The sequence below is a fragment of the Roseburia hominis genome (genome assembly GCA_040702975.1).
In the GTDB taxonomy this organism is placed as follows: domain Bacteria; phylum Bacillota; class Clostridia; order Lachnospirales; family Lachnospiraceae; genus Allocoprococcus; species Allocoprococcus hominis_A.
Genome location: CP159990.1, coordinates 1,875,239 through 1,900,683 on the forward strand (window position 1 = coordinate 1,875,239; position 25,445 = coordinate 1,900,683).

The window sequence follows — 25,445 nt, forward strand, 5'->3', positions numbered from 1 at the left end:
AATTTCGTGTGCTGAGAATAAAGCTAAGCCGTCTCGTTTCCCGTCATTTTCATGAATAGATGCTCCAGCGTAAATTCGCACATTTCTATTTTCCGCACCGGTATGCTGTTTTCAGCCAAAATTTGAATTGCATACAACATATCTTTTTCGTTTTTATGTTCATAGAGAAGCTCCGTTTTGCCGATGACCTTCCCACCGGGGCAGCCTGCGGCAAAACGGCTCAGGTCGTCCGGGCGGAGGAATTCCATCTGAAATCCGGCGTCCTGATGCTGGTGCAGATGGGCCAGAGTCCCGCTCCATGCGATTTTCCCCTGGTGCAGGAGTGCGATCTCGTCGCAGATGCGCTCTACATCGGAGAGGATATGGGTGGAAAAGAGGACGGTGGTTTCATTTTTCACCGCCGAGAGAATATCCAGAATCTCTTTCCGGCCCAAAGGGTCCAGGGCGGAGGTGGGCTCGTCGCAGATCAGGAGGCGGGGCTTTCCTAAAAGGGCCTGGGCAATACCGAGACGCTGCTTCATTCCCCGCGAGAAACCGTGGATTCGTTTCTTGACATCACCGAGTCCCACCAGGTCAAGAAGCTCCCTGGAGCGGTGTGCGATCGTATGTTCCGGCATTTTTGCGATGCGCCCGGCGAGCGTTAAATATTCGGCGGGAGTGAGAAATCCGTAGAACTCCGGTACATCGGGAAGGTAGCCGATGAGGCGGTTGGTAATATTTTGCCCATAGGTCACCGGCCTTTGGTCTACCAGAATCTGTCCACTGTCAGCTTTTAACAGTCCCAGAATCATTTTCATTGTGGTAGTCTTTCCGGCGCCGTTTGACCCAATAAAGCCGAAAATGCTGTGCTCCGGGACGGAAAAACTTAAGTCTTCCAGAACGGTATGGTCTCCAAAGGATTTAGAGACATGTGTAAGAGTGAGCATTTCCATCTAGTCATCTTCCTTTCCCAGCAGAAAATATAAGATGGGGCCGACAAATTCCATGCCGACGATCGTAACGATAAGCCACAGAACCCGGTTTCCCCTCTTGTAGGTGGTGTGCGTCAATATGTGACGCAGGGTAAATATAAGAAGTGCGATTTCTGCGATCGCCAGGGGAATGAGAAATGGCAGGATATCTTTCAGTGAATTCATTGTTTTTCTACCTCCTTTGTCAGGTTGTTCTTAATCTGTTTAAATGTAAGGTTTCCCTGCAATATGGAAAATGAGGGGTGGTCCAAAAGCTGGAGTGAACTGTCTGCGACCATTTTCTTATCTCTTGGCGGTGCGGGGCCCAGATCGAGCTGGGTGATCCACTCGTCGAGAAGATCAAAATAGGCGTCGCCATGAAGCGCAATGTTCGATTCGGCCAGCAGGTAGCGGATATTTTCCTCATATTTTGCCAGGTAGAACAGTGCCCTTTCTTCCAGGCCGTGCATACTGTAGATGACAGCGGTCTGATAATAGAAGGAAGAGGCCGTGTTCGGGTGCAGGTGCTCAATTTGAAAGGTATCTATGAGGGCCGTGATGCGCCGGATTGTCTCTTCGCAGGCGGCAAGGTCAGCACTTTTGATGGAAAGATACTCCAGCGCACTGGCTACGAGACTGAGAAGATGCATATACATACTGATCTGCGCGCGGCTGGCGGCCTGATGCGTTTTTCCGGAGAGAAGATAAGCGCGGATCAGAACGCCGTCGCTCTGGCCTGCCAGGCGGAGCGGATTTAGGAGTTCTTCCAGTGCGTCGATGACTTCCTGTGCCTTTCCCAGCTGCAGATCGACCGTAGATTTGAGAAGGATCGCATCGTTACAGATTCCGATATCGTCACAATCGGAGATGATATGGGCACATAGGCCGGCGGTCTCCTGAAGGATTTGCTGCTGCATCTGCGGACCTTGAGCGAGCATGAAATGATTCAGCCACAGCACGGCCATTTGAAACAGAAATGGATAGCATGCGTAGTATTTTTTGACCAGAGAGCGGCTTTTATCCATAATCTGCCGGAAGGGCTGTTTCGCAAAATCCGAGGCAAGTTCATGGTAGATTTTCCGGATCTGCTCTTTGGAAAGCTGTGGCTTAAATCCCAGCAGCTCGTCTAAAGTGACATCGAAAAAAGAGGCGAGCTGGGGGAGAAGAAGGATATCCGGCAGGCTTTGCCCCGTTTCCCACTTGGAGACAGAGGCTTTGGTTACGCCGAGAAAAGAGGCGAGCTCTTCCTGGGTGATCTTTTTTTGACGGCGCAGCCGGATCAGATTTTCCGAAAAATGAATGGATTCTGATAAGATCATGGTAAATCCTCCTGTGCGGTGTGATTTCATTTGTTGAGATTATTGTACCCGCAGGAAGGAGGAAATACAATGGAGAGGATCGATACTTTGGGAAAATAAATCAACTGACGCGATACTTGGCGGCGGAGAGGAATTGTGGTTGTTTGGGCGACCCGCCGCAGGCGGAGAATCCTTAAAGATTATTCTGCATATACTGAATAAATCGATTCACAGCAGCAGGGACATACTCCTTGTTTGGCAATAGCGCATAAAAGATACGAGTCGTATGACTGCTGTCAAGCCTGTAAAATTTCAGGCTTGTATCTTCCGGCCGTACCAGCCGGTCGCTGACAAAGGTGGCTGCCATATTCGCTCTTGCCAGCCGGTACGCTGTAACGAGCTGTGATAAGTCCAGTTTGATCTTTGGCTTGAAACCGGCCTCATGAAACATAGCCCAGGCACGGTCATACAGATTGTTGCCCTTTCTTAAGAGAATCAGCTCAAGCTCTGAAAATGCCGCCAGTTCTATCATCGGACAATCGGCAGATAAATGTCTTCCCTCAAAAATTTCGGAAGCAGTTAGTGCAAAATCTGCATAACGCGCATTGATTGAATGTTCTTCCGGAACGGCAAGAAGAATATGATCTTCAAAGACCTTGTAATGGTTGTAATTCTTGATTAATGCCGGATTACAGTTAAAGGTAAGATCCAGCTTATAGTCGGCAAGCATATCTGCCAGGTCATAGGAGCTGGCTTCCATGATCTCCAGCTTTACGCCGGGGTATTCCCTGACGAAGCCGGCCAGGATATCCGGCATAATATAGGCATTCAGGTAATGGGAACCGCCCAGCTTTATGGTTCCTGTGACCACATTGCGGATATCGTTTAACTTTTGCTGCTGTTCCCGTTCCAGGAGCAGTGTCTTTTTGATCAATTCAATATAAATCTCCCCGGCATCTGTTAGCTTAAGAGGCCTTCGGCTTCTGTCGAAGAGGGGCATTCCAATAGATTGTTCTATTTTCTGTATAGAAATACTTAACGCAGGCTGGGTCAAAAACAGCTTTTTGGCAGCTTTGGAAAAGCTTCCTTCCTGATATACGGTGTAAACATAGAGCATTTCTTCTTTCATGATTGCTTCTCCGTTTCTTTCTATTATAAATTTAATTTATATTAATATAAAATCTATAAAATTGATTATATATTAAAACAATGATATTGTAAAGATAGATAAAAAATAATATAGAGCAATCACATAATTGTGAAAAATACACAATTTTTATGAGCTGGCGCGGTAAATGGTTTTATCTGGAATGGAGGAAAAATCTGCCACAGAATTCAAACGATTGCCCTGGAAAATGAAACCTCAAAACTCAAATTTCAAGAAACGGAGGATTAGCAAATGGAAATCAATGCATTGTTGATGGACGAAAATGACAATGTAGTTACCTGTGTCAGAGAGGTAGCTACAGGAGAAAATGTAGTCTATCGCAAAGGTACAAAGGTGTGCAGCCTGGAAGCAAAAGAGACGATTCCATACTGTCACAAAGTTGCACTGGAAACGCTGGAGAACGGCGTGGATGTCATGAAGTACGGAGAACTGATCGGCAAGACCAATACCCGCATAGAAAAGGGGTGTTGGGTTTCCCACGACAACATTTTCAGTGTTCCCAGAGATTATGACAGCGAATTAGTAGAAGAAACAGAGGAGGAAATGCCAAAGGTCGTTAAAACGAAGTCCGGCATGAAGTTCTGGGGCTACCGCAGGGCGGAAGGAAGGCCGGGGATCAGGAATCATGTGCTGATTCTGCCGGGGTGTGCCTGTGGAAGTGAAAGCGCTCGAATCGTTGCAAGCCAGGTGAAAGGAGCAGTCAATATCGTGTTCAATACAGGCTGTTCTGATGTGGCTGCCAACACTGCCATGTCGCAGAAAATACTGACCGGATTTGCGTGCAATCCTAACGTTTACGGTGTAGTCATCATTGGACTCGGCTGTGAGACTGTTAATCATAAAATGCTTCGTGAAAAAATACAGGGCATGACCTCGAAGCCGGTCGTCTCTTTTGGAATTCAGGAAGAAGGCGGCACGTTAAAGACGATTGAAAAAGCGGTCCGTGCCGCAAGAGATATGGCGGCGCAGGCAGGTATGCAGCAAAAAGAATTGTTTGATATTTCCGAACTGCTTTTAGGAATTGAATGCGGCGGATCTGATGCAACCTCCGGTATCGCTTCTAATCCGGCTGTGGGCGAGCTGAGCAATCTGCTGGTAGATCGCGGGGCGTCAACGATCATGAGTGAATCGATTGAATGGATCGGTGGCGAACATATCGTTGCAAAGCGGGCAGCGACTACCGCTATTCACAATGAGATCATAGAGGTGTGCAGAGCATATGAGGAGCATTTAAAATCGGCTGGTCAGGACTGCCGTGCAGGTCAGCCGACTCCGGGTAATAAAGCCGGCGGTCTCTCTACACTGGACGAAAAGAGTCTGGGCTGTATCCGCAAAGGCGGCACCCGTCCTGTAATGGAGGTATTAAAACAGGCCGAAAGACCGACTAAGACAGGAGCTCTGGTCATGGATACTGCCGGATATGACATCTCTTCTGTAACGTCCATGGTAGCAGGAGGATGTCAGGCAGTCATCTTCACCACCGGAAGGGGTACCCCTACCGGAAATGCTATCGTTCCTGTCCTCAAAGTCACTGCAAATGAAGTGACCTACCGGAATATGGAGGACAATATGGATATCGATCTGTCAGCCATAATCCGTGGTGAAAAGACCTATCAGGAAATGGGTGAGGAATTATTGGAAGTAATCGGAGAGATTTGTAACGGAAGACTTACAAAGGCGGAGGCGTATGGGTTCTCAGATATTGCAGTTGACCATGTATGCCGGTTTGTCTAATATGGAAGAAACAGGAGGAATGAATTCATGAATACACTCACGATATGTATTATTATTTGTATTCTGACAATGATCAGTTATGTTATTGGTAAAATCCCTATGGGGCTGACCGCGATGTTAAGTATGGTCGCTTTTGTGATTACCGGATGTCTGAATCCGGATACGGCAGTCGGATATTTTGGCAATACCAACGGGGTAATGATGCTTTCCATGTTCGTTGTGGCAGCAGGATTTAATCGCACGCAGTTCGTAAAGCAGGTCGCATCAAGTGTGAACCACATCGCCAAGGGCTCTCTGACACGAGTGATGTTTGGGTATATGTTGATTACGATTATTCTTGCACAGTTCATTCAGAGCTCCGTTATCGTATATGGCATTATGGCTCCTATGATGATTGCAAGCTGTGATGAATTGAAGATCAAACCTTCTAAAGTGTTGTTTCCTCTGGCGATGGCCAGCATAGCAACCATTTCGGTTCTTCCTCTGGGAAGCGGCGCCACGGTTTTCGCCGAGTTGAACGGATATTTGGAGGCAAATGCATACACAACGTATGCTGTGGGCCTGACCGATCCGATGAAGGCTCGTCTGCCTATGCTGATCGCCATTTTCATTTACTGTGTATTCTTTGCATGCAAGTTCAGCCCTGACAAAGAAGTTGTTGCTGTCAGCAATATTCAGACCCGTGAAGACAAACGGGAGCCACTGTCCCCCTTCAAGGAGCGTGCCGGTTACATTATCTTTATTCTGACTACTGTTGCCCTCATTTTCCAGCCGCAGCTTAATCTTCCGGTATGGGTAATCTGTCTGACGGGCGCCCTGGCTATGGTGTTGTTTGGCGTACTTTCTGAGAAAGAAGCAATCGGCGCAATCAATTGGCCTATGGCATTTTTATTCGTAGGCGCCCTCTCCATGGGCGGTGCGCTGACGGAAACCGGCGCCGGTGAAGTGGTCGGTGGTATTTTAGGTAACTTTGCAAATACCCTCAGCAATCCGTATCTGATTGGTTTTGTATTCTTTGTCGTACCGTTCCTGCTGACTCAGGTCATGATGAACCGTACCGTAATGATTATTTTCATTCCGATTGCAATCCTGGCATGTAAGGCGATGAACGCCAATCCGATCGGCATCATCATTTTGGTTCAGGCTGCATGCCTAAGTTCCTTTATGACTCCGATGGCTACTCCGGCCATTCCGATGTGTATGGCCAGTGGTGGTTACGACCTGAAATCTATCATGAAGCAGTCACTGATTCCTGCGATCATACTTTGCGTTGTCTCTGTGTTCTGGATTATGACTGTATTTCCGATGTACTAAATGGAAGGAGAAAATAAGATGAAAATCAAAACATTTCCACAGGATATGAGCGTATTTGAGGTGGATCACGCCCAGCCGAGACGCTGCCTGGTTTCCGGGCTTTTTGAGGAAACCGTAGAGGTGAATGGGCAGAAGCGGATTTTTTATACATACATAAGTCCCGATCTTCTCTATAACAGCCCCTGCCTGGTGCTGGCTTTGTCAGATCATATTTCTGTGGCCGAATATTTGGAAAATAGTTTCTGGCTCCATTTCGCCAAAGAGCATCATATGTTCCTGCACATTCTGGTTCCCCAAAATGAAGCGTGGGATCTGTCAGGGGGTGATGCGGATTACATGAATAAAGTTTATCTGCAGATCAATTCCCGAAGATTCTATGTGACCATGCAGGACAATATCTATGCTGCCGGCATTGGAAATGGCGCTGCCATAGCCCAGCAGGCTGTTATGAAGATGAGCAGCGAATGGTCTGGCCTTGCTACGTTTGGAGATTTAGATGATAGAGCGCTTCTGAACACAGAAGCAACTCACGGGGGAGAAGATACCGGAAAAACGGAGCTTGTCATCTCTGCCGCAAAGGTACAGGTCCCTGCCTGGATGGCGTGGAGCGAGAATAAGGGCGCCAATGCCAAGGTATGTAATTATTGGAAAAAGATCAATCAGGTAGAGGACGAGATCTATTCCAACCGTTGGGCTGATGAGATTTATTTCCCGTCAAAGATTTGTAAAAAGAGCCAGGTGAACGAAGAGAGCATTTCCCAGGTACGTGTGACAAATGGGTTTACCGGAGATGTCGAACAGGAATTCTTCAGTGCAGTATGGGATTATATCAGCCTTGCCTGCCGTCACCGTGGTTTTGGAACGAAGATGCTTCGTTACCGGATCGACCCTGAAAAATATGGATTTACGTACCATACTATGGAGTATGATGGTTTTACACATAGCTGGTACGAATATGTGCCCGAGCAGGTGAAAACAAGCGGAAAACCGGTACCGCTGGTGGTATGTATGCATGGAAGAGGCGGGACTGCCGAGACTTTTATCAGCCTGTCCGGCATGAGCCATGTCGCAGAAGAGCGGGATTTTATCGTCGTATTTCCGGAGGCAGGCGTTTCCTCACAGCGTCCCGGCGGAATCCGAAATCTGCTGCTGTGGGATGGCAACTATGGAGATAAAAAAATAGATGATACCGGTTTTATCCTGAAAATGATTGATGACGTCAAGGAACGCCATTTGGTGGATACGACCCGTGTGTACGCTTGCGGGCAGTCCAGCGGCGGTATGATGACATCGACCCTTGCAGTTAAGTATCCCGGGGTATTTGCCGCAGTTGCGCCCTGGTCAGCGCTGGTTAAGCCGGAGGACGAATTGATTCTTCCTGAAAAAATAGAGCCTGCAGTTCCGTTCCTGTTTCTGTTTGGAGAGAATGACTGGCTCTGTGTTGACCGCGAGAACGGACAGTTGGAATATCATGTGGCAGATAACATTGCAGCTTTTCTCAGGAATCTTATGAAGCTCTATCAGTTAGATGAAAAGCCTCTGCGTTATACTTGCGGTGAGATCAGTTATTATGTATATATGAATGCAAAGCGTGTTCCCATGCTTACCGTAGGCACGGTCAGAGAGATGTCCCATGCAAACTATCCAAGAGAGAGCTGGATTTCTTACGATGAGTTCCTGACCAGGTTCTCCAAACAGGAGGACGGCACTCTGCTCTATATGGGTGAGCCTGCGATGTAAATGAGTTTATCTCTGTCAAGGCAGAGTTTTAGATAACAGGAGGAAAAAATGGAAAGAAAATATCCTAATTTATGTAAGCCGATTACGATAGGAAGAACCACTTTTCGTAACCGCATGTTTTCTGCGCCGATGGGTGGGACTGATATTACCAATGACGGCTGCATCGGACCAAAATCAACCGCATTTTATGAACTGAGAGGAAAAGGGGGAGCAGGCGCGGTGACTGTCAGTGAGTGCATGGTACACCCCCAGACAGATGCTTCCCACGCATATCATCTGGATACGAAGATCTTGAATTCTCTGGCATCAGCGACCTATACGGCAGATGCGATCCGCCGTCACGGAGCAATCCCGAGTCTGGAACTTTCGCATTCCGGAATGTATGCGGGAACATATATGACGGATAAAAGCAAGCAGAAGACTATGAATCAGTGGGGGCCATCGGATACGGTCAGGCCTGACGGCGTTACGGTCAGGGCTCTGACGAAAGAAATGATCGATGAGATCACGGCTTCCTATAAGGAGGTGGCGTCTCTTGCAAAGAGAGCCGGATTTGAGATGCTGATGGTGCATGGTGGACATGGCTGGCTCATCAATCAGTTTCTGTCCCCTTATTTTAATAAGAGGACAGATGAGTATGGCGGTTCCCTTGAGAACCGGTGCCGCTTTGCAATCCAGGTATTGAAGGCAGTAAGGGAAGCGGTCGGGCCGTTTTTCCCGATTGAATTCCGTTTCAGCGGATCCGAGCTGTTTGAGGGTGGTTACACACTGGAGGAAGGTGTGGAAATTGCGAAAATACTGGAGCCATACATTGACCTTTTGCATGTGTCGGCAGGAACGTATCAGAGGGGATTTGGCGATACCCACCCGTCCATGTTTAAAGAGCATGGCTGTAATGTTTATCTTGCAGCAGAGATTAAGAAACATGTTTCCATTCCGGTGGCTACCATTGGAGGCCTAAACAGCCCGGAACAATTAGAAGAGATTATCGCAGGCGGGAAGGCAGATGTAGTCTACATGGCGCGTGCGCTTTTGGCAGATCCGTTTCTCCCGAGAAAGGTCATGGAAAACCGGGATGAAGAGATTGTAAAATGTCTGCGCTGCTTTACCTGTATGGCAGAGCGGGCGGCAACTTCGACCAGAAGATGTACGGTCAACCCGCTGATCGGGCGTGAGATGGAAGGTGACGAGGTGCTTCCGGCTCCGGTCAAAAAGAAGGTACTCGTCGCGGGAGGCGGCCCCGGAGGGCTGTATGCAGCTTATACGGCGGCGAGACGCGGTCATCAGGTAATTCTCTGTGAAAAGGAAGAAGAGCTGGGTGGTATCTTAAAGAGCGAACAGGCATTGCCATTTAAGCATGAGATGTATGAGCTGGCCGGAACATATGCATTGCTGGCCCAAAAAGCCGGTGTGCAGATTTGCACTTCCACAGAAGTGACGCCGGAATATGTGGAAAAGGAAGCTCCGGATGCGCTGATCATTGCGGTCGGCTCTGAGCCGCTCATTCCTCCGATCAAAGGACTTAACGGCGAAAATGTCGTTGTGGTAAATAATTATTATCTGGAAAAAGATAAAGTCTCCGATGATGTGGTCGTTTTTGGAGGCGGACTTGCCGGGTGTGAATGTGCGATCCATCTTGGCATGGAAGGAAAAAGGGTGCATTTGGTTGAGATGAGGGACGAATTGGCGCCGGATGCAAATGTCCGCCACCGTCCACTGCTTTTAAAGGAGATAGAAAAATATGTGACTGTACATACCGGATATCGCGGACTGGAAGTGACAGGGGAAGGCGTTCTGTGTGAAAATCGGGAAAAGGAACAGGTTCTGGTACCGGGCACCACTGTTATTTGCGCTCTGGGGCAGCGCTCCCGGACAAAAGTGGTGGAAAGTCTAAGAGACAGCGCGCCGTATACAGCCGTAATCGGCGATGCGTCGAGAGTCTCTACCATCACAAACGCTGTATACTGGGGATATCACGCTGCCCTTGACATTTAGATTTAAATATGAAGGAAAAAAGAGATTTAACTATTCGCTAATGATTCTTCCATCGGTGGAAATAATCACAATTTGCCAGGGAATCAGCCTGCCGCTTGCCTGGAGCGCTGTTTTCACGGCCTGTACCATACCGACGCAGCAGGGAACTTCCATGCGGACAATGGTCAGGCTCTGGATATCATTTTCCCGAAGAATCTCCGCAAGCTTCTCAGAGTAATCCACATGATCCAGTTTCGGACAGCCCACAAGCGTAATATGATCTTTGATAAAACGATTGTGGAAGTTTGCATAGGCATATGCCGTGCAGTCTGCGGCGATGAGCAGCTTTGCGCCGTCGAAATAGGGTGCGTTTACCGGCGCCAGCTTAATCTGGATGGGCCACTGGGACAGCTGGCTTTCCAGGGTAGGTGAAGCAGATTTATCTTGGTTTTCCCGCAGGATCTGCCTGGACTTTGTGCCGGGACAGCCACAGGGCTGGGCTTCTTTTTTGGCGGCCTGTGCTGCTTTTACGGCAGCCTCATCGTAAGATGCGGCCTCGCGCTCCACAAAAGTGATTGCTCCCGTGGGGCAGGTAGGGAGACAATCGCCCAGACCGTCGCAGTAGTCGTCGCGCAGTAGCCTGGCCTTCCCGTCCACCATGCCGATGGCACCTTCGTGGCAGGCCGAGGCGCAGGCGCCGCAGCCGTTACATTTATTTTCGTCAATGTGAATGATTCTTCTTATCATATGATGCTCCTCCTTTGTTTTGCTGCTCCGTCTTTGTGTACTGTTTTATTTGCCATGCATGCCTGAAATAAGGTCCAGTGGCCCTCATTTTGGCGTTCCAGTCCAAGTCTGCTAAACAGAAATGTATTTTGGCGGAGCGGCCTGTCATTTCTTGACTTTATGTGGTTATTATAGTATGACGTGAAGGAATATTCTGTTGTATTTACAACGAAAAGGGAAATTGTTATGAAGAAATATTTGCCTGTTTTGAAAAATACAAAGCTTTTCAGGGAATTCTCGAGGAAGATAACAGGAGCCATTTTACCAGAAATAAGTATAAAATGACTGCTTCTTTGGAAAATATTATTCCGAGAGGCAGTCATTTATTCTACTCTTTGATTAGATAATTCTTTTATAGTTTTGACCGTTGTACAGGAAACGCCTTACTTCCATAATCAGATCTGCGGGATTGTCATCAATCACCACATAGAAGATAGTGTAATTATCCACATATATGCGATAATATTTATACTTACGTTCTTTTATAGATTCATATGGCTCGAAGGATTCCGCTACAGGAAGTCGTTCGTGGATGGCTTTTTCTACTTTGTCTAATAGTGCATTTGCTGCTTGCGGATTTTTGAGTTTGTAGGTAATGTATGAAACCTTATCATCGAGGTCTTCATAGAAGAGCGGCAGATAGTTTAGTCGGTATTTCTTATTTGGCATTTATCTTCCTCCGAAGATTTCCGAACACTTCATCATGACTCATACGTCTGGAATCGGTATCTGCAATTCTGTCCGCCTCATCTAATGCGGCTTCAACACCGTCTGTTAATCGAGAGTAAGCATCAAGGCTCAGTACAACCATAGAGCCATAACCATTTTTGGTCAGATATATTGGCTCTCCCTCATTGACGATTCTTTCAATCTCCGGGAATTTATTCCTTAAATCGGAAACAGGTCTGATTTGTATCATATGGCATCTCTCCTTATCATAATTTTATCATAATTTTATAATGGTTTTATTGTATCGTATTATGCGGAGAAAAGCAATATAATTTTAAGGAATAAACTATAAGACAATCCTGAGCAATAGCCTGTCATTTCTTGACTTTATGTGGTTATTATAGTAGGGTGTAAAAGAATATTCTGTTGTATTTACAACGAAAAGAGGAATTGTTATGAAGAAATATTTACCTGTTTTGAAAAATACAAAGCTCTTTCAGGGAATACGAGAGGAAGAGATAGAGGAAATGCTGGGCTGTCTGGGCGCGAGGAAGCGGGAGTTCATGAAAGGGGAGTGGATTTATCATGTTGGAGATTGCATTACGGAGGTGGCGTTGGTACTGGAGGGAGCCGTCCATATTAAAAAGGAAGATTACTGGGGGAACCTAAGTATTTTGAATGTTGTGGAGGCCGGCGAGGTGTTTGGTGAGGCTTATGCAGTCTATGGGAGTGAACCGATGGTAAATGACGTGGTCGCCGCCTGTGACACGACGGTGCTGTTTCTTGATATCGGCAGGGTGCTCGCGAGTTGTCCCTCCACCTGTCATTTTCATACGCTGTTGATTCAGAATTTTTTTGCGGTGCTTGCTGCAAAGAACAGAGCTCTGGCGCAGAAAATCGGCCATATGTCCCAGAGAACGACGCGGGAGAAATTGCTTTCTTACCTGTCGGAGCAGAGGGGAAGGGCGAAAAGTCCGTCGTTTGAGATCCCGTTCAACCGACAGCAGCTTGCGGATTTTCTGTCGGTGGACAGGAGCGCGATGTCGAGTGAACTGGGGAAAATGCGGGATGAGGGAATCGTAGAATTTAACAGGAACCATTTTTGCCTGAAATAAAAATAGTTAGGTTTTTTCAGGTTTTGCAAATTTGTGAAATATGCCGGATTGCGTGTGGGGAGAGTGTTTTGTATAATAGAGGTACTTTTCATGGGATTGCATTATAGAAGTGGTCAAGTGGATGCGTTTTTTCGGTGGGAAGAGCAGAGAGGAGTTTGTGAGTATGGCAAAGACAAGCGAATATCTGGATGAAGCTTTTCGGACGTTGGAGGAGCTCAGTGCGGACGATGTGAAGAGATTGGAATATGAGGCAAGGGAGAAGGCATTAAAAGATTATAATACCCAGATGTCAAGCGCATTAGCGCGAGGACGGAGGATTGGGCAGGAACTTGGGGAAAAGCTCGGAGAAGAGCGCACCAAAAAAGTTTTTAAACTGTATCTTCAAGGAAAGACGCCGGAAGAGATTGCTGCAAGCTGTGATGTGACAGTAGAAAAAGTAAGGCAGATCTTGGAGGAATAATCAGATGAAGGTCTATTTTGAGGAAAATTATTGGAGTAAAGGCATGGGTAGAAAGCCTGGAGAAAAAGTGGTGATAGAAAAAGAATTTGTCTGGGATTGTCATGAATGGCGGATACCGGCACTCTACCTCTGTGAGGAGGGAGTCGTAGTGGACTTATGCGTCCGGATTCCCCGGGGGGAAGTGGAAGAGTTCTTGGACAAGTGGAGCTTTGAGAGGCGCAGCCAGGCAGAAGAAGAGTTTAACGAGGAAGAGATCGAACAACTGGAAAGAGAAAGTCCGTTTTGCCGGAATTTCCGGATGCAGGCGGAACTAGATGGCAGAAAGATGGAGAGCAGAGGGTGGTGCGGGACAGCCTGGCACCCGTTTTCGGAGACTGAGGAGGCAGTTTCTGTGACCGAGGAGATGTTGATGAGGGAGTATGGGTGCAGCAAGGAGTGTGGCTGGTACTTTTGCAGAGCGTATTTTGCGGGGGCGGGCGAACCTAAGTCTGGTAAACCTTCCTCTAAGGAGCGGGGTATGTTCAGGCAAAATTCTGATAAATCTTCAACTTGGGAGCGGGGTATGCTTAAGCAAAATTCTAGTGAACCTCCTTTCTGGCGAGAGGAGGAAGGGAGGAAGAATTCGCACAATCTTGCGATTACCTTTGAGAAAGAGGCGGAGCAATATCCGGGACCACATTTTTGTACCAGAGCTGGGGATAGGGGAAGCCGGATCAGGTTTACCTATCCGGGCGATGGACAGGTTCATGTGCTGCAGGTGGTGGCGTGTGAGCAGGGACAGGTGAATGAAACCAGCGAGCATGATAAGTGCCTGGGAAAGAATAGTGTCACAAGATTTCCTGCAAATTATCTGGAACTTTACTATACGCTGGAGCCAGAACTTCCGGAGGATTCTTTATTTATCAAAGATCTGGTCCGGTCAGATCCGCCGGAGCTTAAAAGGCAGAATAGTATAGAGGACGCAGAGGTAAGCGTAATCGGTGGTGCGGATGGACCGACGGCTGTTTTTCTGGCCGGAAAATGGAACGATGGGAGACCAAAGGATCATATCGCATACCCAAGGGCATCCCGTATGGCCATTCGGCCGTTTCACAAAGTATACCCAAGGGCATCCCGTATGGCCATTCGGCCGTTTCACAAGGGATATTCCTCTCTGCATTATGAGCCGGTGGAATCGGTTGAGTGGAGAATGGTGTTTCGGGTGAAGGAGGAAAGCGGGATGGAGGTACAGTTGAATTTCTAGTACGATGATGCCACCACATCGCCTCATTTGGCTGTCAATTCCGAGACAGGCATAATGTGAATAAAAGACATGGATTTTGAAACCATATTCAGAACCATGTCTTTTTATTATTGCCGGGAATATCTAAAGGAAGGTCCATCAGACTAGCTTTGTCTGCCAGAAATATCGGAGGAAAGGTTTGCCGGCTTTTTAGCTTATTGAGAAAAATAACACTTGCAAAATACCCATAAGGGGTATATAATGATTCACAGAAAGGGAGGTACACATCATGAACGAAAGAAAAGAATGTTGTTCCCACAAGACGAAGGAACGTTCGGAGAAAGAGTATAAGAGCCTTCTGAACCGGCTGAACCGTATTGAGGGGCAGATACGGGGAATCAAAGGGATGGTGGAAAAGGACGCGTATTGTACGGATATTCTGATTCAGGTATCGGCGGTGAATGCGGCGCTTAATAGTTTTAATAAGGTCCTTTTGGCAAATCATATTAAGACCTGTGTGACGCAGGATATTCGGGACGGCAAGGAAGAGACCGTGGATGAGTTGGTAACGGTTTTACAGAAATTAATGAGATAATGAGAATGTGGAGGCAAAAAAGCTATGGGAAATGTGATTGTAATTGCAGTTCTTTTGGTAATTGCATTTTTTGCGGTAAAAAGCACAATGAAACATTTTAAGGGAGAGGGCGGCTGCTGTGGAGGCGGCTGCAGTGAATGTGGAAATGCAAAGATGAAACATAAGAAACTTGAGGGAGATAAGATTGCGGAAAAAGTGATCAGGATAGAGGGCATGCACTGCGAACATTGCAAGCACGCGGTGGAAGAGGAGATTAATAAGATTGACGGAGCTTCAGCAAAGGTGAATCTGCGGAAGAATCTTGCAGTAGTTTCCATGGATCGCAGGATTGCAGATGACGAACTGTATGCAGCGGTAGCGCGTGCCGGATTTCAGGTGGTGGAGTGATCTGCCCCAAGGACGATTTTGAGTTGTTATGCATATCTGAGTGAACGTCCGGTGGACGTTCATCTCGATTGCCAAGTATACCTGAGTGAACGACCAGTGGACGTTCATCTTAATGAAGGAGGAGAAACAGATGAAACAATATACAGTGACAGGGATGAGCTGCAGCTTGCAGCGCCCGGGTCGAGAAGGCCGTCTCAAAGGTGCAGGGCGTGACTTCCTGCTCAGTAAGCCTTCTGACTAATTCTATGGGAGTGGAAGGGACGGCAGCTCCCGCGGATATTATTAAGGCGGTGGAAGAAGCCGGATATGGTGCATCGGAGAAGGGAGCGGGGGGAGCCGCGAAGGCTTCTGTATCTGCAGCAGAAGGAGAAGAGATGCTGAAAGACAGGGAGACGCCCGTGCTCAAACGCCGTCTTTTCACGTCGCTTGGATTTTTGATCGTGCTGATGTATTTCTCCATGGGACATATGATGTGGGGCTGGCCGGTTCCTTCCGTTCTGGAGCATAATCATGTGGCGATGGGGCTGATCCAGCTTCTGCTTACGATCAGCGTTATGGTGATCAACCAGAAATTCTTTATCAGCGGGTTTAAGAGTTTATTTCATAAGGCGCCGAATATGGACACGTTAGTAGCGCTTGGTTCCAGTGCGGCGTTCGTTTACAGCACTTATGCGCTTTTTGCCATGACGGATGCGCAGATGCGCGGCGATATGAACGGCGTTATGTCCTACATGCATGAGTTCTATTTTGAATCGGCCGCAATGATCCTGACGCTGATCACCGTAGGAAAGATGCTGGAAGCAAAATCGAAGGGACGGACGACGGACGCGCTTAAGAGTTTGATGAAACTGGCGCCGAAGACGGCGACCGTCCTGCGGGATGGCGTGGAGACGGAGGTACAGATTGCGGAAGTTGGTAAGGACGATATCTTTGTAGTGCGTCCGGGCGAGAATATCCCGGTCGATGGCGTGGTGATTTCAGGCAGTAGTGCGGTAAATGAAGCGGCGCTGACGGGCGAGAGTATTCCGGTCGATAAAGCTGAGGGGGATCATGTCTCTGCAGCTACCGTGAACCAGTCCGGTTTCATTACCTGCAAGGCCACAAGAGTCGGGGAGGATACGACACTGTCGCAGATTATCCAAATGGTAAGCGATGCGGCGGCGACGAAAGCTCCGATCGCGAAGGTGGCGGATAAGGTATCTGGTGTATTCGTGCCGACAGTTATCACTATTGCGGTGATCACGACAATCGTGTGGCTGCTCTTGGGAGAAAGCGTTGGCTTTGCTCTGGCACGCGGCATTTCCGTGCTGGTGATCAGCTGCCCGTGTGCGCTCGGTCTTGCCACTCCGGTGGCCATTATGGTCGGGAACGGGATGGGAGCGAAAAACGGAATCATGTTCAAGACGGCGGTGTCTCTGGAGGAGACCGGGAAAATGCAGATTGTGGCGTTAGATAAGACCGGAACGATCACGGAAGGACAGCCGAGGGTGACGGATATGATACCGGAAGAGGGTATTTCAGAAGCGGAACTGCTTCAGATGGCGTATGCATTGGAGCGCAAGAGTGAGCACCCGCTTGCAAAGGCAATCTTAGAATATGGTGACCAGCATCAGGTGAAGGCGGAGGAAGTGGAAGAGTTCCAGGCTCTGCCGGGAAATGGTCTGGCGGGTATCTATTTAGGAGAGCGGCTCTGCGGCGGTAATGGTAAGTTTATAGAAGGTCAGGCCGAAGTTTCCGGGGAAATGAAAGCGAAGGCCGAGGTGCTTGCGGGTGAAGGAAAAACGCCTCTTTATTTTGCAAAGGGAGGTCATCTGATCGGAATGATCGCAGTGGCGGACGTGATGAAGGAGGACAGCCCTCAGGCAATCAAAGAGCTGCAAAATATGGGGATTCATGTGGTGATGCTGACCGGAGACAATGAGAAGACGGCAAATGCCATCGGCAGGCAGGCAGGCGTAGATGAAGTGATTGCCGGCGTACTTCCGGAAGGGAAGGAGAGCGTGATCCGCTCTCTGAAACGAAAAGGAAAGGTTGCCATGGTCGGCGATGGAATCAACGATGCACCGGCGCTCACCCGTGCAGATATGGGAATTGCCATCGGGGCAGGCACGGATATCGCGATTGATGCGGCCGACGTGGTGTTGATGAAGAGCCGCTTAAGAGACGTGCCGGCGGCAATCAGAATGAGCCGTGCGACCCTTAAGAATATTCATGAGAATCTGTTTTGGGCGTTCTTCTATAATGCTGTGGGAATTCCACTTGCAGCCGGCGTGTGGATTCCGATATTTGGCTGGAAGCTGAATCCGATGTTCGGGGCGGCAGCAATGAGTCTTTCCAGTTTTTGTGTAGTGACAAATGCGTTGAGGCTTAACTTGTTTCATATGTATGATGCAAGTCGAGATAAAAAAGTAAAAGTGAAAAAGAAAGCGGAGGTTAAGAACATGGAAAAAACAATGAAGATCAATGGAATGATGTGTGGGCACTGCGAGGCAAGAGTGAAAAAGGTGCTGGAGAAGATTGAAGGCGTGGAAAATGCTGAGGTCAGCCATGAGAAAGGAACTGCGGTTGTGACTTTGAGTGGGGAAGTTGCTGACAGCGTGCTGAGAAGTGCGGTGGAAGAGCAGGATTATGAGGTGGTGAGCATCCAATAAGGGCGTAGGTTGAGGTGAGCCCCGGGAGCATGCCAGGTACGTTGCTCCGATGCCTCCGGGGGCTCCGACTAGTCCACCAAAATCTAAGAGTCCGAAACAGTCGACCAGAGGGTCTCCTGTCTCGGGCTCTAAGATTTTGAGGGACGGATTCTGCGCCCCCTCCGGCTTGACCTGCGCAACGTACCTGGCATGCTCCCGGGACTCCTTCAACGTTACTGGACTGCTGAGATGGTGTTGTGTGGGGTAGTCTGCTTCGATTTGTTCAAATACCTCGGCAAGCTGTTGGTAGACGGTTTCGTGGGTGGAGCTCAGTTCACTCTTCCTTCTGCCGTCCCTGGTGTTCACGGATAAGAAGCTATTGACGCTGCTGTTGTCTACTTATAGCTTCTATGGAATCTATTTGTCTGCTTAACAGGACTCTAAAGATTTTCGGGGACTATCGGGAAAGTATGTTACATATGAGAATTTATTCTTGTTTTGTACGCTCATTGTTGCCCTTGTTGGTTTTGCTATAAGATTTTCAAGGACAAACGAAAATAGCCGCCATTACTTCCACTTAATAATGACGGCTGTTGTCAATAACAATTAGCTGATTGTTAATAAGGAGTAAGCCGTGTCTTTGGCTTTCCTTTTATATTACTATATCATTCTTTAGGGCGGCAGACAAGTGTTTTTGTCTTATAGACAAATTAATTTTGAGGGAGCGCTTGAAAAATGTAAGAAGTGAAGGCGAAAAGGCGGCAGAAGTTATTGACTTTTCAACACCAGAAATAAACAGCTTACGTCTGCCGACCGTAAAATTAAATAGTGGACAAAAGCGCCTGCCGGATTTATAATTGTCTGTAATCGATTTAGTTGCCATGCATACCTAAATGAAGTAACAAACTGTAGTAAAGAGAGGTTTTGAACAATGGAAAATGCTGATAAATACAGTATGTACGGTAGTTTTGCCCGTGTTTACGACATTTTCATGGATAATATTCCCTACGATGCGTGGAGCGAATACCTGACCGGGCTTCTTAAAAAGTACGGGGTACATGAGGGGCTAGTCCTTGATCTGGGATGCGGAACGGGGAATATGACGGAGCTGCTTGCACAAAAAGGCTATGATATGATCGGCGTGGATAACTCTGAAGACATGCTGGAGATCGCGCTGGAAAAACGGATTGAGTCAGGGCATGAGATTCTGTATCTTTTGCAGGACATGCGGGAATTTGAATTATATGGAACGGTCTGCGCGGTGGTCAGTGTCTGCGATTCGCTGAATTATATTACGGAGCCGGAGGAACTGCTTACAGTATTTCAGCTCGTCAATAATTATCTTGACCCCAAGGGGGTATTTATTTTTGATTTTAATACATTATATAAGTACAGCGAGGTCTTAGGGGAGAGGACGATTGCGGAAAACCGGGAAGAGTGCAGCTTTATTTGGGACAATTACTTTGATGAAGAAGACGGGATCAATGAGTATGAACTGACGTTATTTATCCGGGAAGAGGGCGGCCTGTTCAGGAGGTATGAGGAGACGCACTTCCAGAGGGCGTATACACTGGAAGAGATGGAGCGGCTTGTGAAGCGCTCAGGGCTGGAATTTGTGACGGCCTATGACGCATTTACCCTCAATGCGCCGATGGAAACGAGTGAGCGGATCTATATCGTGGCGCGGGAGTGTGGAAAATAGTCCGTAGGACTGCTGATGGCCGAAGGGAAGAAATATGGTTGGAAATGCAGAGGAAGCATTTGTGAATTAAAATGGTGCGATGCATGGTGTTATATATTTTGAAAAGAACAGAATGGTAGGAGAGATAGCAATGGAAGATTATATTGTAAGAGCGACGGCGGGAAACGGACAGGTGCGTGCATTTGCCGCGACTACGAGGAACCTGGTGGAGGAGGCGAGAAGCAGGCATAATACCAGCCCAGTCGCGACGGCTGCCCTGGGCCGACTTTTGACGGCGGGAGCTATGATGGGGAGCATGATGAAGAATGAGACCGATATGCTGACCTTACAGATTAAAGGCGACGGACCGCTTGGCGGAATCACCGTGACTGCGGACGCAAAGGCGGACGTGAAGGGGTATGTAGAGCACCCGGACGTGATGCTTCCGCCGAAGAACGGGAAGCTGGACGTGGGTGGTGCGGTGGGCATCGGCCTGCTGAGTGTAATCAAGGATATGGGCCTTAAGGAGCCGTATTCGGGGCAGACGATCCTGGTATCCAGCGAGATTGCGGAGGATCTGACCTATTATTTTGCGACCAGTGAGCAGGTACCGTCTTCCGTGGGGCTTGGGGTACTGATGGAGAAGAACAATACGGTGCGCTGTGCAGGGGGATTTATCGTACAGGTGATGCCTTTTGTGACGGACGATGTGGTGAGTACACTGGAGGAGAATATTAAAAATATTTCTTCCGTGACGCAGATGCTCGATGAGGGCGATACTCCGGAGCAGATCCTTGAAAAAGTGCTCGCGGGTCTGGACGTGGAGATCACGGATACACTGCCGGCCAGATTTGCCTGCAATTGTTCTCATGAGAGAATCGAAAAAGCGATTATCAGCATCGGAAAGAAAGAGATCCAGGAGATGATAAAGGAAGGAAAAGAAGTGGAAGTGATGTGCCATTTCTGTAACACGGCGTATAAGTTCAGCGTGGAGGAACTAAAAGCGATTTTAAAACGGGCGAGATAGAAGCGAGGTTGAGGTTATGAAACAGGGATTTATTAAAGTGGCAGCGGTCACGCCGGATATCCGGGTGGCAGATGTGAATTATAATTGTCAGGAAATCATTCAGAAGATGAAGGCGGCGGTGCGGGAAGGCGCGAAGATCATCGTCTTCCCGGAACTGTGCCTGACCGGGTATACCTGTGGAGACTTATTTACGCAGGATATTTTGCTGAAAGAGGTGCGAAGTGCAATCTGGAAGATTGCAGCCGAGACGAAGAATTCCGGCAGTCTGGTGTTCGTGGGAATGCCGCTTGCGGTGGAAGGCGAGCTGTACAATGTGGCGGCGGCTTTAAATGATGGAAAGATCCTTGGATTTACGACGAAGAGTTTTCTGCCGAATTATGGGGAATTCTATGAGATGCGGCAGTTCTGCCAGGGACCAGATACCGCAAGAGAGATTCTGTTCGAGGGAGAGCGTGTCACATTCGGCCCGCAGATTCTCTATCAGGCGAAGGAGATGGAAGAACTGGTTGTATCGGCGGAGATTTGCGAGGACGTGTGGTCACCGGTTCCGCCAAGTATTAAAGCGGCCATAGAAGGGGCACTAATCCTGGTCAACTGTTCGGCAAGCGATGAGACCATCGGAAAAGAGGGTTATCGCGAGGAACTCATCAAAGGGCAGTCAGCGCGGCTGATCGCCGGTTATGTTTATGCAAACGCAGGAGAAGGGGAATCCACTACCGATGTGGTGTTCGGCGGTCATAATATTATCGCAGAGAACGGAAATATTTTAAAAGAATCCGGAAGGTTTGAGAATACGACGATTTTCAGTGAGATCGATATCTGCCGCCTTCTTGGTGAGCGCAGGAAAAATACGACGTTCCAAGTCTCCAAGGTGCGCACTTTGCCGAGAATTGGTTTTTCGGTAGATGTGGAGGAGACACATTTGACAAGAGAATTTTCTCCTTCACCCTTTGTGCCGTCTGATATGGCTCTGAGGGAGAAACGATGTGAGGAGATTCTGTCTATTCAGGCGATGGGACTTAAGAAACGTCTGGTACACACGAATTCCAGGACCGCAGTGGTGGGAATCTCGGGCGGACTGGATTCTACCCTTGCACTTCTGGTTACGGCAAAGGCGTTTGACATGGTGGGAAAGGACAGGAAGAATATCATTGCGGTTACCATGCCTTGTTTCGGAACGACGGACAGAACCTATCAAAATGCATGCCTGATGTCGAGAAAGCTGGGAGCTTCTCTTCGGGAAGTGCCGATTGCCGATTCCGTCAGAGCACATTTCCGGGATATCGGACATGAGGAGGACGTGCATGATGTGACTTATGAAAATGCGCAGGCCAGGGAGAGGACGCAGGTTCTTATGGACATCGCCAACCAGGAGATGGGAATGGTGATTGGGACCGGGGATATGTCGGAGCTGGCGCTTGGCTGGGCGACTTATAATGGGGACCATATGTCCATGTACGGGGTGAATGCGTCGGTGCCGAAGACGCTGGTGCGCCATTTGGTCCGGTATTATGCAGATACCTGTGAGGATAGCGAATTAAGTGCGGTGTTAAATGATGTGCTTGATACGCCGGTAAGCCCGGAACTTCTGCCGCCAAAAGACGGCGAGATCGCGCAGAAGACGGAGGATATGGTCGGGCCCTATGAGCTGCATGATTTTTATTTGTATTATGTTCTGCGGTTCGGCTTTGAACCGTCGAAGATCTACAGGCTGGCTAAGTTTGCTTTTGAGGGAGCGTATGATGACGCTACGATACTGAAATGGCTAAGGACGTTCTATCGCAGATTCTTTACGCAACAGTTCAAGCGTTCCTGTCTGCCGGACGGACCGAAGATTGGAACGGTGGCTCTATCACCCAGGGGAGATTGGAGAATGCCAAGTGATGCCTGCGCGGCGGTTTGGATGAAGGATCTGGAGAATTTGGAAGCATAGAAGGTAAGCCTGGTAATATAAAACAGGAGGCTGGAAATCATTTTGTCAGCCTCCTGAACGCTTCCTATACATACACTATACTATGGCGCATAGTATTCAGATCATATTAATTCAGTTTCAGATTCTTGAATAAGTCGCCAAGACTGGTTCCGATATTCTCAGATTTAGGAAGAACGATCTTCTCGACAGGTTCCTCTTCTGCCTTCTCCTTGTCCTCTATGAGCGCTTTCATGCTGAGGCTGATCTTTCCTTCTTTGATGCCGATGACTTTGACATCTACCTCATCGTCGATCTTCAGTACCTGTTCCGGTGTCTTGATTCTCTGGGTGCTGATCTGGGAGATGTGTACCAGGCCGGAAAGACCATTTTCCAGGCGTACAAATGCTCCGTAGCTCTGGAGAGATTCTACTTTGCCTTTCAGGACACTGCCGACCTTTACGGAAGCGAGAAGTTCTTCCTTCGCTTTCTTCTCCTGCTCTCTTAAAATCTCGCGGGCAGATAAGATCAGACGTCCTTCTGCCTGATCGGCTTCAATGACCTTAACATCAAGCTCTTTTAACAGATATGTCTCCAGATTCTCGATGTAGGAAAGGGAAAGCCGGGAAGCGGGAATAAATCCGCGGATACCTTCTACCATAGCGATCGCGCCGCCATTTACAATGCCTTCGATGGTGACATGAAGGACGGTCCCTTTTTCTAAATAATCCTTGACGATGTTCCATGGATTTGCATCGTCGAAATGCTCCTCAAGATCTGCCATGGTCTCTGTTTTTTCCAGTAACTGTTCGTTGTCCATAATTCTTTACCTCTGTTTGCTTTTTCTTGTTACAGATGTAACGTATATTATCATTATAACATGTTTTTTCGTCAATAGGAACTGAAATTTGCGCAAAACCACAGCAAAAAATCAAGAAAAAACAAGACTTTTGAAGCATTTGATCAGGACAGATGTTTAAAGGAAGGCTTTGGACGTAAAAAAGTGCACGAGGAAAACAAAAGATTTGGGAAATAAGGTTGACGAAAGCGTGAAAAAATGGCATTCTGAATGGTAGAAAGATGGAGGATGTGAATAAAAATGGAGAGTAAAAAAACAAGAAAAACTTATGTGGTGGGACATAAGAATCCCGATACGGATTCTATTTGTTCTGCAATCGCGTATGCAAATCTGAAGAGGAAGGTCACGGGGGAAGAGTATGTAGCCAAGAGAGCCGGTGATCTCAACGGAGAGACGGCTTATGTGCTGGAGCGTTTTGGGGTGGAACAGCCCGGCTACTTAAGTGATGTGCATCTTCAGGTCAAAGACATGGATATTCGCCATGTGGAAGGTGTGATGTCCAATGTATCTATTAAAGAGGCATGGGCGCGTATGAAGTCAGAGAATATTCGGACTCTGCCGATCACGCGGAATGAGCGGCTGGAAGGGTTGATTACGATCGGGGATATCGCCACTTCCTATATGGAGGTCTATGACAGTCATATCCTGTCTACGGCAAAGACACAGTACCGGAATATTATCCGCACTCTCGATGGGGAGATGATTACCGGGAATGAGCACGGGTATTTCCTGAATGGTAAGGTCGTGATCGCGGCGTCAAGCCCGGAGCTCATGGAGAATATCATCGAGAAGGACGATTTGGTCATTTTGGGAAATCGTTATGAGTCGCAGCTTTGTGCGATTGAATTGGACGCGAGCTGTCTGGTGATCTGTCAGGGAGCGGAGGTTTCCCGCACGATCCGCAAGATGGCTGCGGAGCGGGAGATTGTAGTGATCCGGACGCCCCATGATACTTTTACGGCAGCCAGGCTGATCAACCAGAGTATTCCGGTAAAATATTTCATGAGTACGAATAATCTGGAGACCTTCCGCATGAATGATTATGTAGATGATGTGAAGGAAGTCATGTTAAAGAAAAAATATCGGGATTTCCCGATCCTGGATAAAAAAGGAAGATTCTGCGGTTTCCTTTCCAGACGGAAATTACTTAGTTCCCGGAAAAAACAGGTGATTCTGGTGGATCATAACGAGAAATCCCAGGCGGTAGAGGGAATCGACGAGGCTGAGATTTTAGAGATCATCGATCATCACAGGCTGGGAAGTCTGGAGACCATTGGACCTGTATTTTTCCGCAACCAGCCGGTGGGCTGTACTGCGACGATCGTGTACCAGATGTACCAGGAGAATGGGGTAGAAGTGGATAAGACGATGGCGGCGCTGCTTTGTTCGGCGATTCTTTCCGATACTCTTCTTTTCAGGTCGCCCACCTGTACGATGGTGGATCAGGCGGCAGCAGAGGCGCTTTCAAAGATCGCAGGAATTGATATGGAGCAGCATGCGAAAGCCATGTTTAATGCGGGAAGCGACCTGGCCGAGAAGACGCCCGAAGAGATCTGCTTCCAGGATTTCAAGGTATTCAATTCCGGCGGTGTGGTATTTGGCGTCGGCCAGATTACCTCGATGAACCAGGAGGAGCTGGACAGCGTCCGCAAGCGTTTGAAGGATTATCTGGAAGAAGCGAGACATGCACAGCGTCTGGATATGATCTTCCTGATGCTCACGAATATTCTGGAGGAGTCTACAGAGATGATGTCCTGTGGAGACGGCGCCAAACAGTTGATCCGCGACGCATTTGAGGTCACGGACGAGAAGGAGCATATTCTGCTGGAGGGCGTGGTATCCCGGAAGAAACAGCTCATTCCGCCGATCGTGAATTATTTGCAGCAAAGATAGATTGAAAAGGCAGAATGGATCGATATGATAGAAA

22 protein-coding genes and 1 pseudogene are annotated in these 25,445 nt (G+C 48.1%); 15 read left to right on the forward strand and 8 right to left on the reverse strand.

Annotation, left to right across the window (positions count from 1 at the left end):
• Positions 1-23 precede the first annotated feature (23 nt).
• The 4 genes from ABXS75_08730 to ABXS75_08745 form a co-directional block, all read right to left on the reverse strand.
• The gene (locus ABXS75_08730) at positions 24-932 is read right to left on the reverse strand and encodes an ABC transporter ATP-binding protein (protein XCP86860.1); all 909 of its coding nucleotides are present in this window, start codon (positions 930-932) and stop codon (positions 24-26) included.
• Positions 933-1,136, reverse strand: a complete 204-nt coding sequence (locus tag ABXS75_08735) for a PLDc N-terminal domain-containing protein (protein ID XCP86861.1) — start codon at positions 1,134-1,136, stop codon at positions 933-935.
• Positions 1,133-2,269 carry a helix-turn-helix transcriptional regulator gene (locus ABXS75_08740; protein ID XCP86862.1) on the reverse strand — a complete coding sequence of 379 codons (1,137 nt, stop codon included), beginning with the start codon at positions 2,267-2,269 and terminating at the stop codon, positions 1,133-1,135. Before ABXS75_08740 ends, ABXS75_08735 begins: the two co-directional genes overlap by 4 nt.
• A 172-nt stretch (positions 2,270-2,441) precedes the next feature.
• Positions 2,442-3,377 (reverse strand): LysR family transcriptional regulator, encoded by a 936-nt coding sequence (locus tag ABXS75_08745; protein XCP86863.1) that lies wholly within the window; start codon positions 3,375-3,377, stop codon positions 2,442-2,444.
• A 270-nt stretch (positions 3,378-3,647) separates the two neighbouring features.
• Between ABXS75_08745 and ABXS75_08750 the strand changes: the two genes are divergently transcribed.
• Genes ABXS75_08750 through ABXS75_08765 form a run of 4 tightly spaced genes read left to right on the forward strand, consistent with a single transcriptional unit; the run spans position 3,648 to position 10,199 of the window.
• The gene (locus ABXS75_08750; protein ID XCP86864.1) at positions 3,648-5,150 is read left to right on the forward strand and encodes an altronate dehydratase family protein; all 1,503 of its coding nucleotides are present in this window, start codon (positions 3,648-3,650) and stop codon (positions 5,148-5,150) included.
• A 27-nt stretch (positions 5,151-5,177) separates the two neighbouring features.
• Positions 5,178-6,464 (forward strand): SLC13 family permease, encoded by a 1,287-nt coding sequence (locus ABXS75_08755; GenBank protein ID XCP86865.1) that lies wholly within the window; start codon positions 5,178-5,180, stop codon positions 6,462-6,464.
• 18 nt (positions 6,465-6,482) lie between these two features.
• Positions 6,483-8,204, forward strand: coding sequence for a PHB depolymerase family esterase (locus ABXS75_08760; protein ID XCP86866.1), 1,722 nt, complete (start codon positions 6,483-6,485; stop codon positions 8,202-8,204).
• 48 nt (positions 8,205-8,252) lie between these two features.
• Positions 8,253-10,199 carry an FAD-dependent oxidoreductase gene (locus ABXS75_08765; protein ID XCP86867.1) on the forward strand — a complete coding sequence of 649 codons (1,947 nt, stop codon included), beginning with the start codon at positions 8,253-8,255 and terminating at the stop codon, positions 10,197-10,199.
• Between the two features lie 30 nt (positions 10,200-10,229).
• Here ABXS75_08765 and ABXS75_08770 read toward each other — a convergent pair whose 3' ends face one another.
• From ABXS75_08770 to ABXS75_08780, 3 genes are all read right to left on the reverse strand, one after another.
• Positions 10,230-10,925, reverse strand: a complete 696-nt coding sequence (locus ABXS75_08770; GenBank protein ID XCP86868.1) for a 4Fe-4S binding protein — start codon at positions 10,923-10,925, stop codon at positions 10,230-10,232.
• Between the two features lie 378 nt (positions 10,926-11,303).
• Positions 11,304-11,633 carry a type II toxin-antitoxin system RelE/ParE family toxin gene (locus ABXS75_08775; GenBank protein ID XCP86869.1) on the reverse strand — a complete coding sequence of 110 codons (330 nt, stop codon included), beginning with the start codon at positions 11,631-11,633 and terminating at the stop codon, positions 11,304-11,306.
• Positions 11,623-11,883, reverse strand: coding sequence for a type II toxin-antitoxin system Phd/YefM family antitoxin (locus tag ABXS75_08780; GenBank protein XCP86870.1), 261 nt, complete (start codon positions 11,881-11,883; stop codon positions 11,623-11,625). The genes ABXS75_08775 and ABXS75_08780 overlap by 11 nt, the downstream gene beginning before the upstream one ends.
• 205 nt (positions 11,884-12,088) lie before the next feature.
• Here ABXS75_08780 and ABXS75_08785 point away from each other — a divergent pair, with 205 nt between their 5' ends.
• The 10 genes and pseudogenes from ABXS75_08785 to ABXS75_08830 all read left to right on the forward strand — a co-directional run bounded on the left by ABXS75_08785 (position 12,089) and on the right by ABXS75_08830 (position 22,683).
• Positions 12,089-12,748 (forward strand): Crp/Fnr family transcriptional regulator, encoded by a 660-nt coding sequence (locus tag ABXS75_08785; GenBank protein XCP86871.1) that lies wholly within the window; start codon positions 12,089-12,091, stop codon positions 12,746-12,748.
• Between the two features lie 163 nt (positions 12,749-12,911).
• The gene (locus tag ABXS75_08790; GenBank protein XCP86872.1) at positions 12,912-13,208 is read left to right on the forward strand and encodes a hypothetical protein; all 297 of its coding nucleotides are present in this window, start codon (positions 12,912-12,914) and stop codon (positions 13,206-13,208) included.
• Positions 13,209-13,212: 4 nt separating this feature from the next.
• A complete protein-coding gene (locus tag ABXS75_08795) occupies positions 13,213-14,451 on the forward strand; it encodes a hypothetical protein (protein ID XCP86873.1) in 1,239 nt (412 codons plus the stop codon).
• A 268-nt stretch (positions 14,452-14,719) separates the two neighbouring features.
• Positions 14,720-15,025 (forward strand): metal-sensing transcriptional repressor, encoded by a 306-nt coding sequence (locus tag ABXS75_08800; protein XCP86874.1) that lies wholly within the window; start codon positions 14,720-14,722, stop codon positions 15,023-15,025.
• Positions 15,026-15,049: 24 nt separating this feature from the next.
• Positions 15,050-15,412: a heavy metal-associated domain-containing protein gene (locus tag ABXS75_08805; GenBank protein ID XCP86875.1), complete on the forward strand. Its 363-nt coding sequence runs from the start codon at positions 15,050-15,052 to the stop codon at positions 15,410-15,412.
• 130 nt (positions 15,413-15,542) lie between these two features.
• Positions 15,543-18,063 (forward strand): annotated as a pseudogene (locus tag ABXS75_08810) (heavy metal translocating P-type ATPase).
• A gap of 707 nt (positions 18,064-18,770) precedes the next feature.
• Positions 18,771-18,899 carry a hypothetical protein gene (locus ABXS75_08815; protein ID XCP86876.1) on the forward strand — a complete coding sequence of 43 codons (129 nt, stop codon included), beginning with the start codon at positions 18,771-18,773 and terminating at the stop codon, positions 18,897-18,899.
• 74 nt (positions 18,900-18,973) lie between these two features.
• A complete protein-coding gene (locus ABXS75_08820; GenBank protein ID XCP86877.1) occupies positions 18,974-19,744 on the forward strand; it encodes a class I SAM-dependent methyltransferase in 771 nt (256 codons plus the stop codon).
• Between the two features lie 130 nt (positions 19,745-19,874).
• Positions 19,875-20,750, forward strand: coding sequence for an Hsp33 family molecular chaperone HslO (hslO, locus tag ABXS75_08825; GenBank protein ID XCP86878.1), 876 nt, complete (start codon positions 19,875-19,877; stop codon positions 20,748-20,750).
• Between the two features lie 16 nt (positions 20,751-20,766).
• Positions 20,767-22,683 (forward strand): NAD(+) synthase, encoded by a 1,917-nt coding sequence (locus ABXS75_08830; protein XCP86879.1) that lies wholly within the window; start codon positions 20,767-20,769, stop codon positions 22,681-22,683.
• Positions 22,684-22,789: 106 nt separating this feature from the next.
• On the opposite strand, the gene ABXS75_08835 is transcribed toward ABXS75_08830, so the two are convergent.
• Positions 22,790-23,479, reverse strand: coding sequence for a S1 RNA-binding domain-containing protein (locus ABXS75_08835; GenBank protein ID XCP86880.1), 690 nt, complete (start codon positions 23,477-23,479; stop codon positions 22,790-22,792).
• Positions 23,480-23,758: 279 nt separating this feature from the next.
• Here ABXS75_08835 and ABXS75_08840 point away from each other — a divergent pair, with 279 nt between their 5' ends.
• Positions 23,759-25,411: a putative manganese-dependent inorganic diphosphatase gene (locus ABXS75_08840; GenBank protein XCP86881.1), complete on the forward strand. Its 1,653-nt coding sequence runs from the start codon at positions 23,759-23,761 to the stop codon at positions 25,409-25,411.
• Positions 25,412-25,445: the final 34 nt, after the last annotated feature.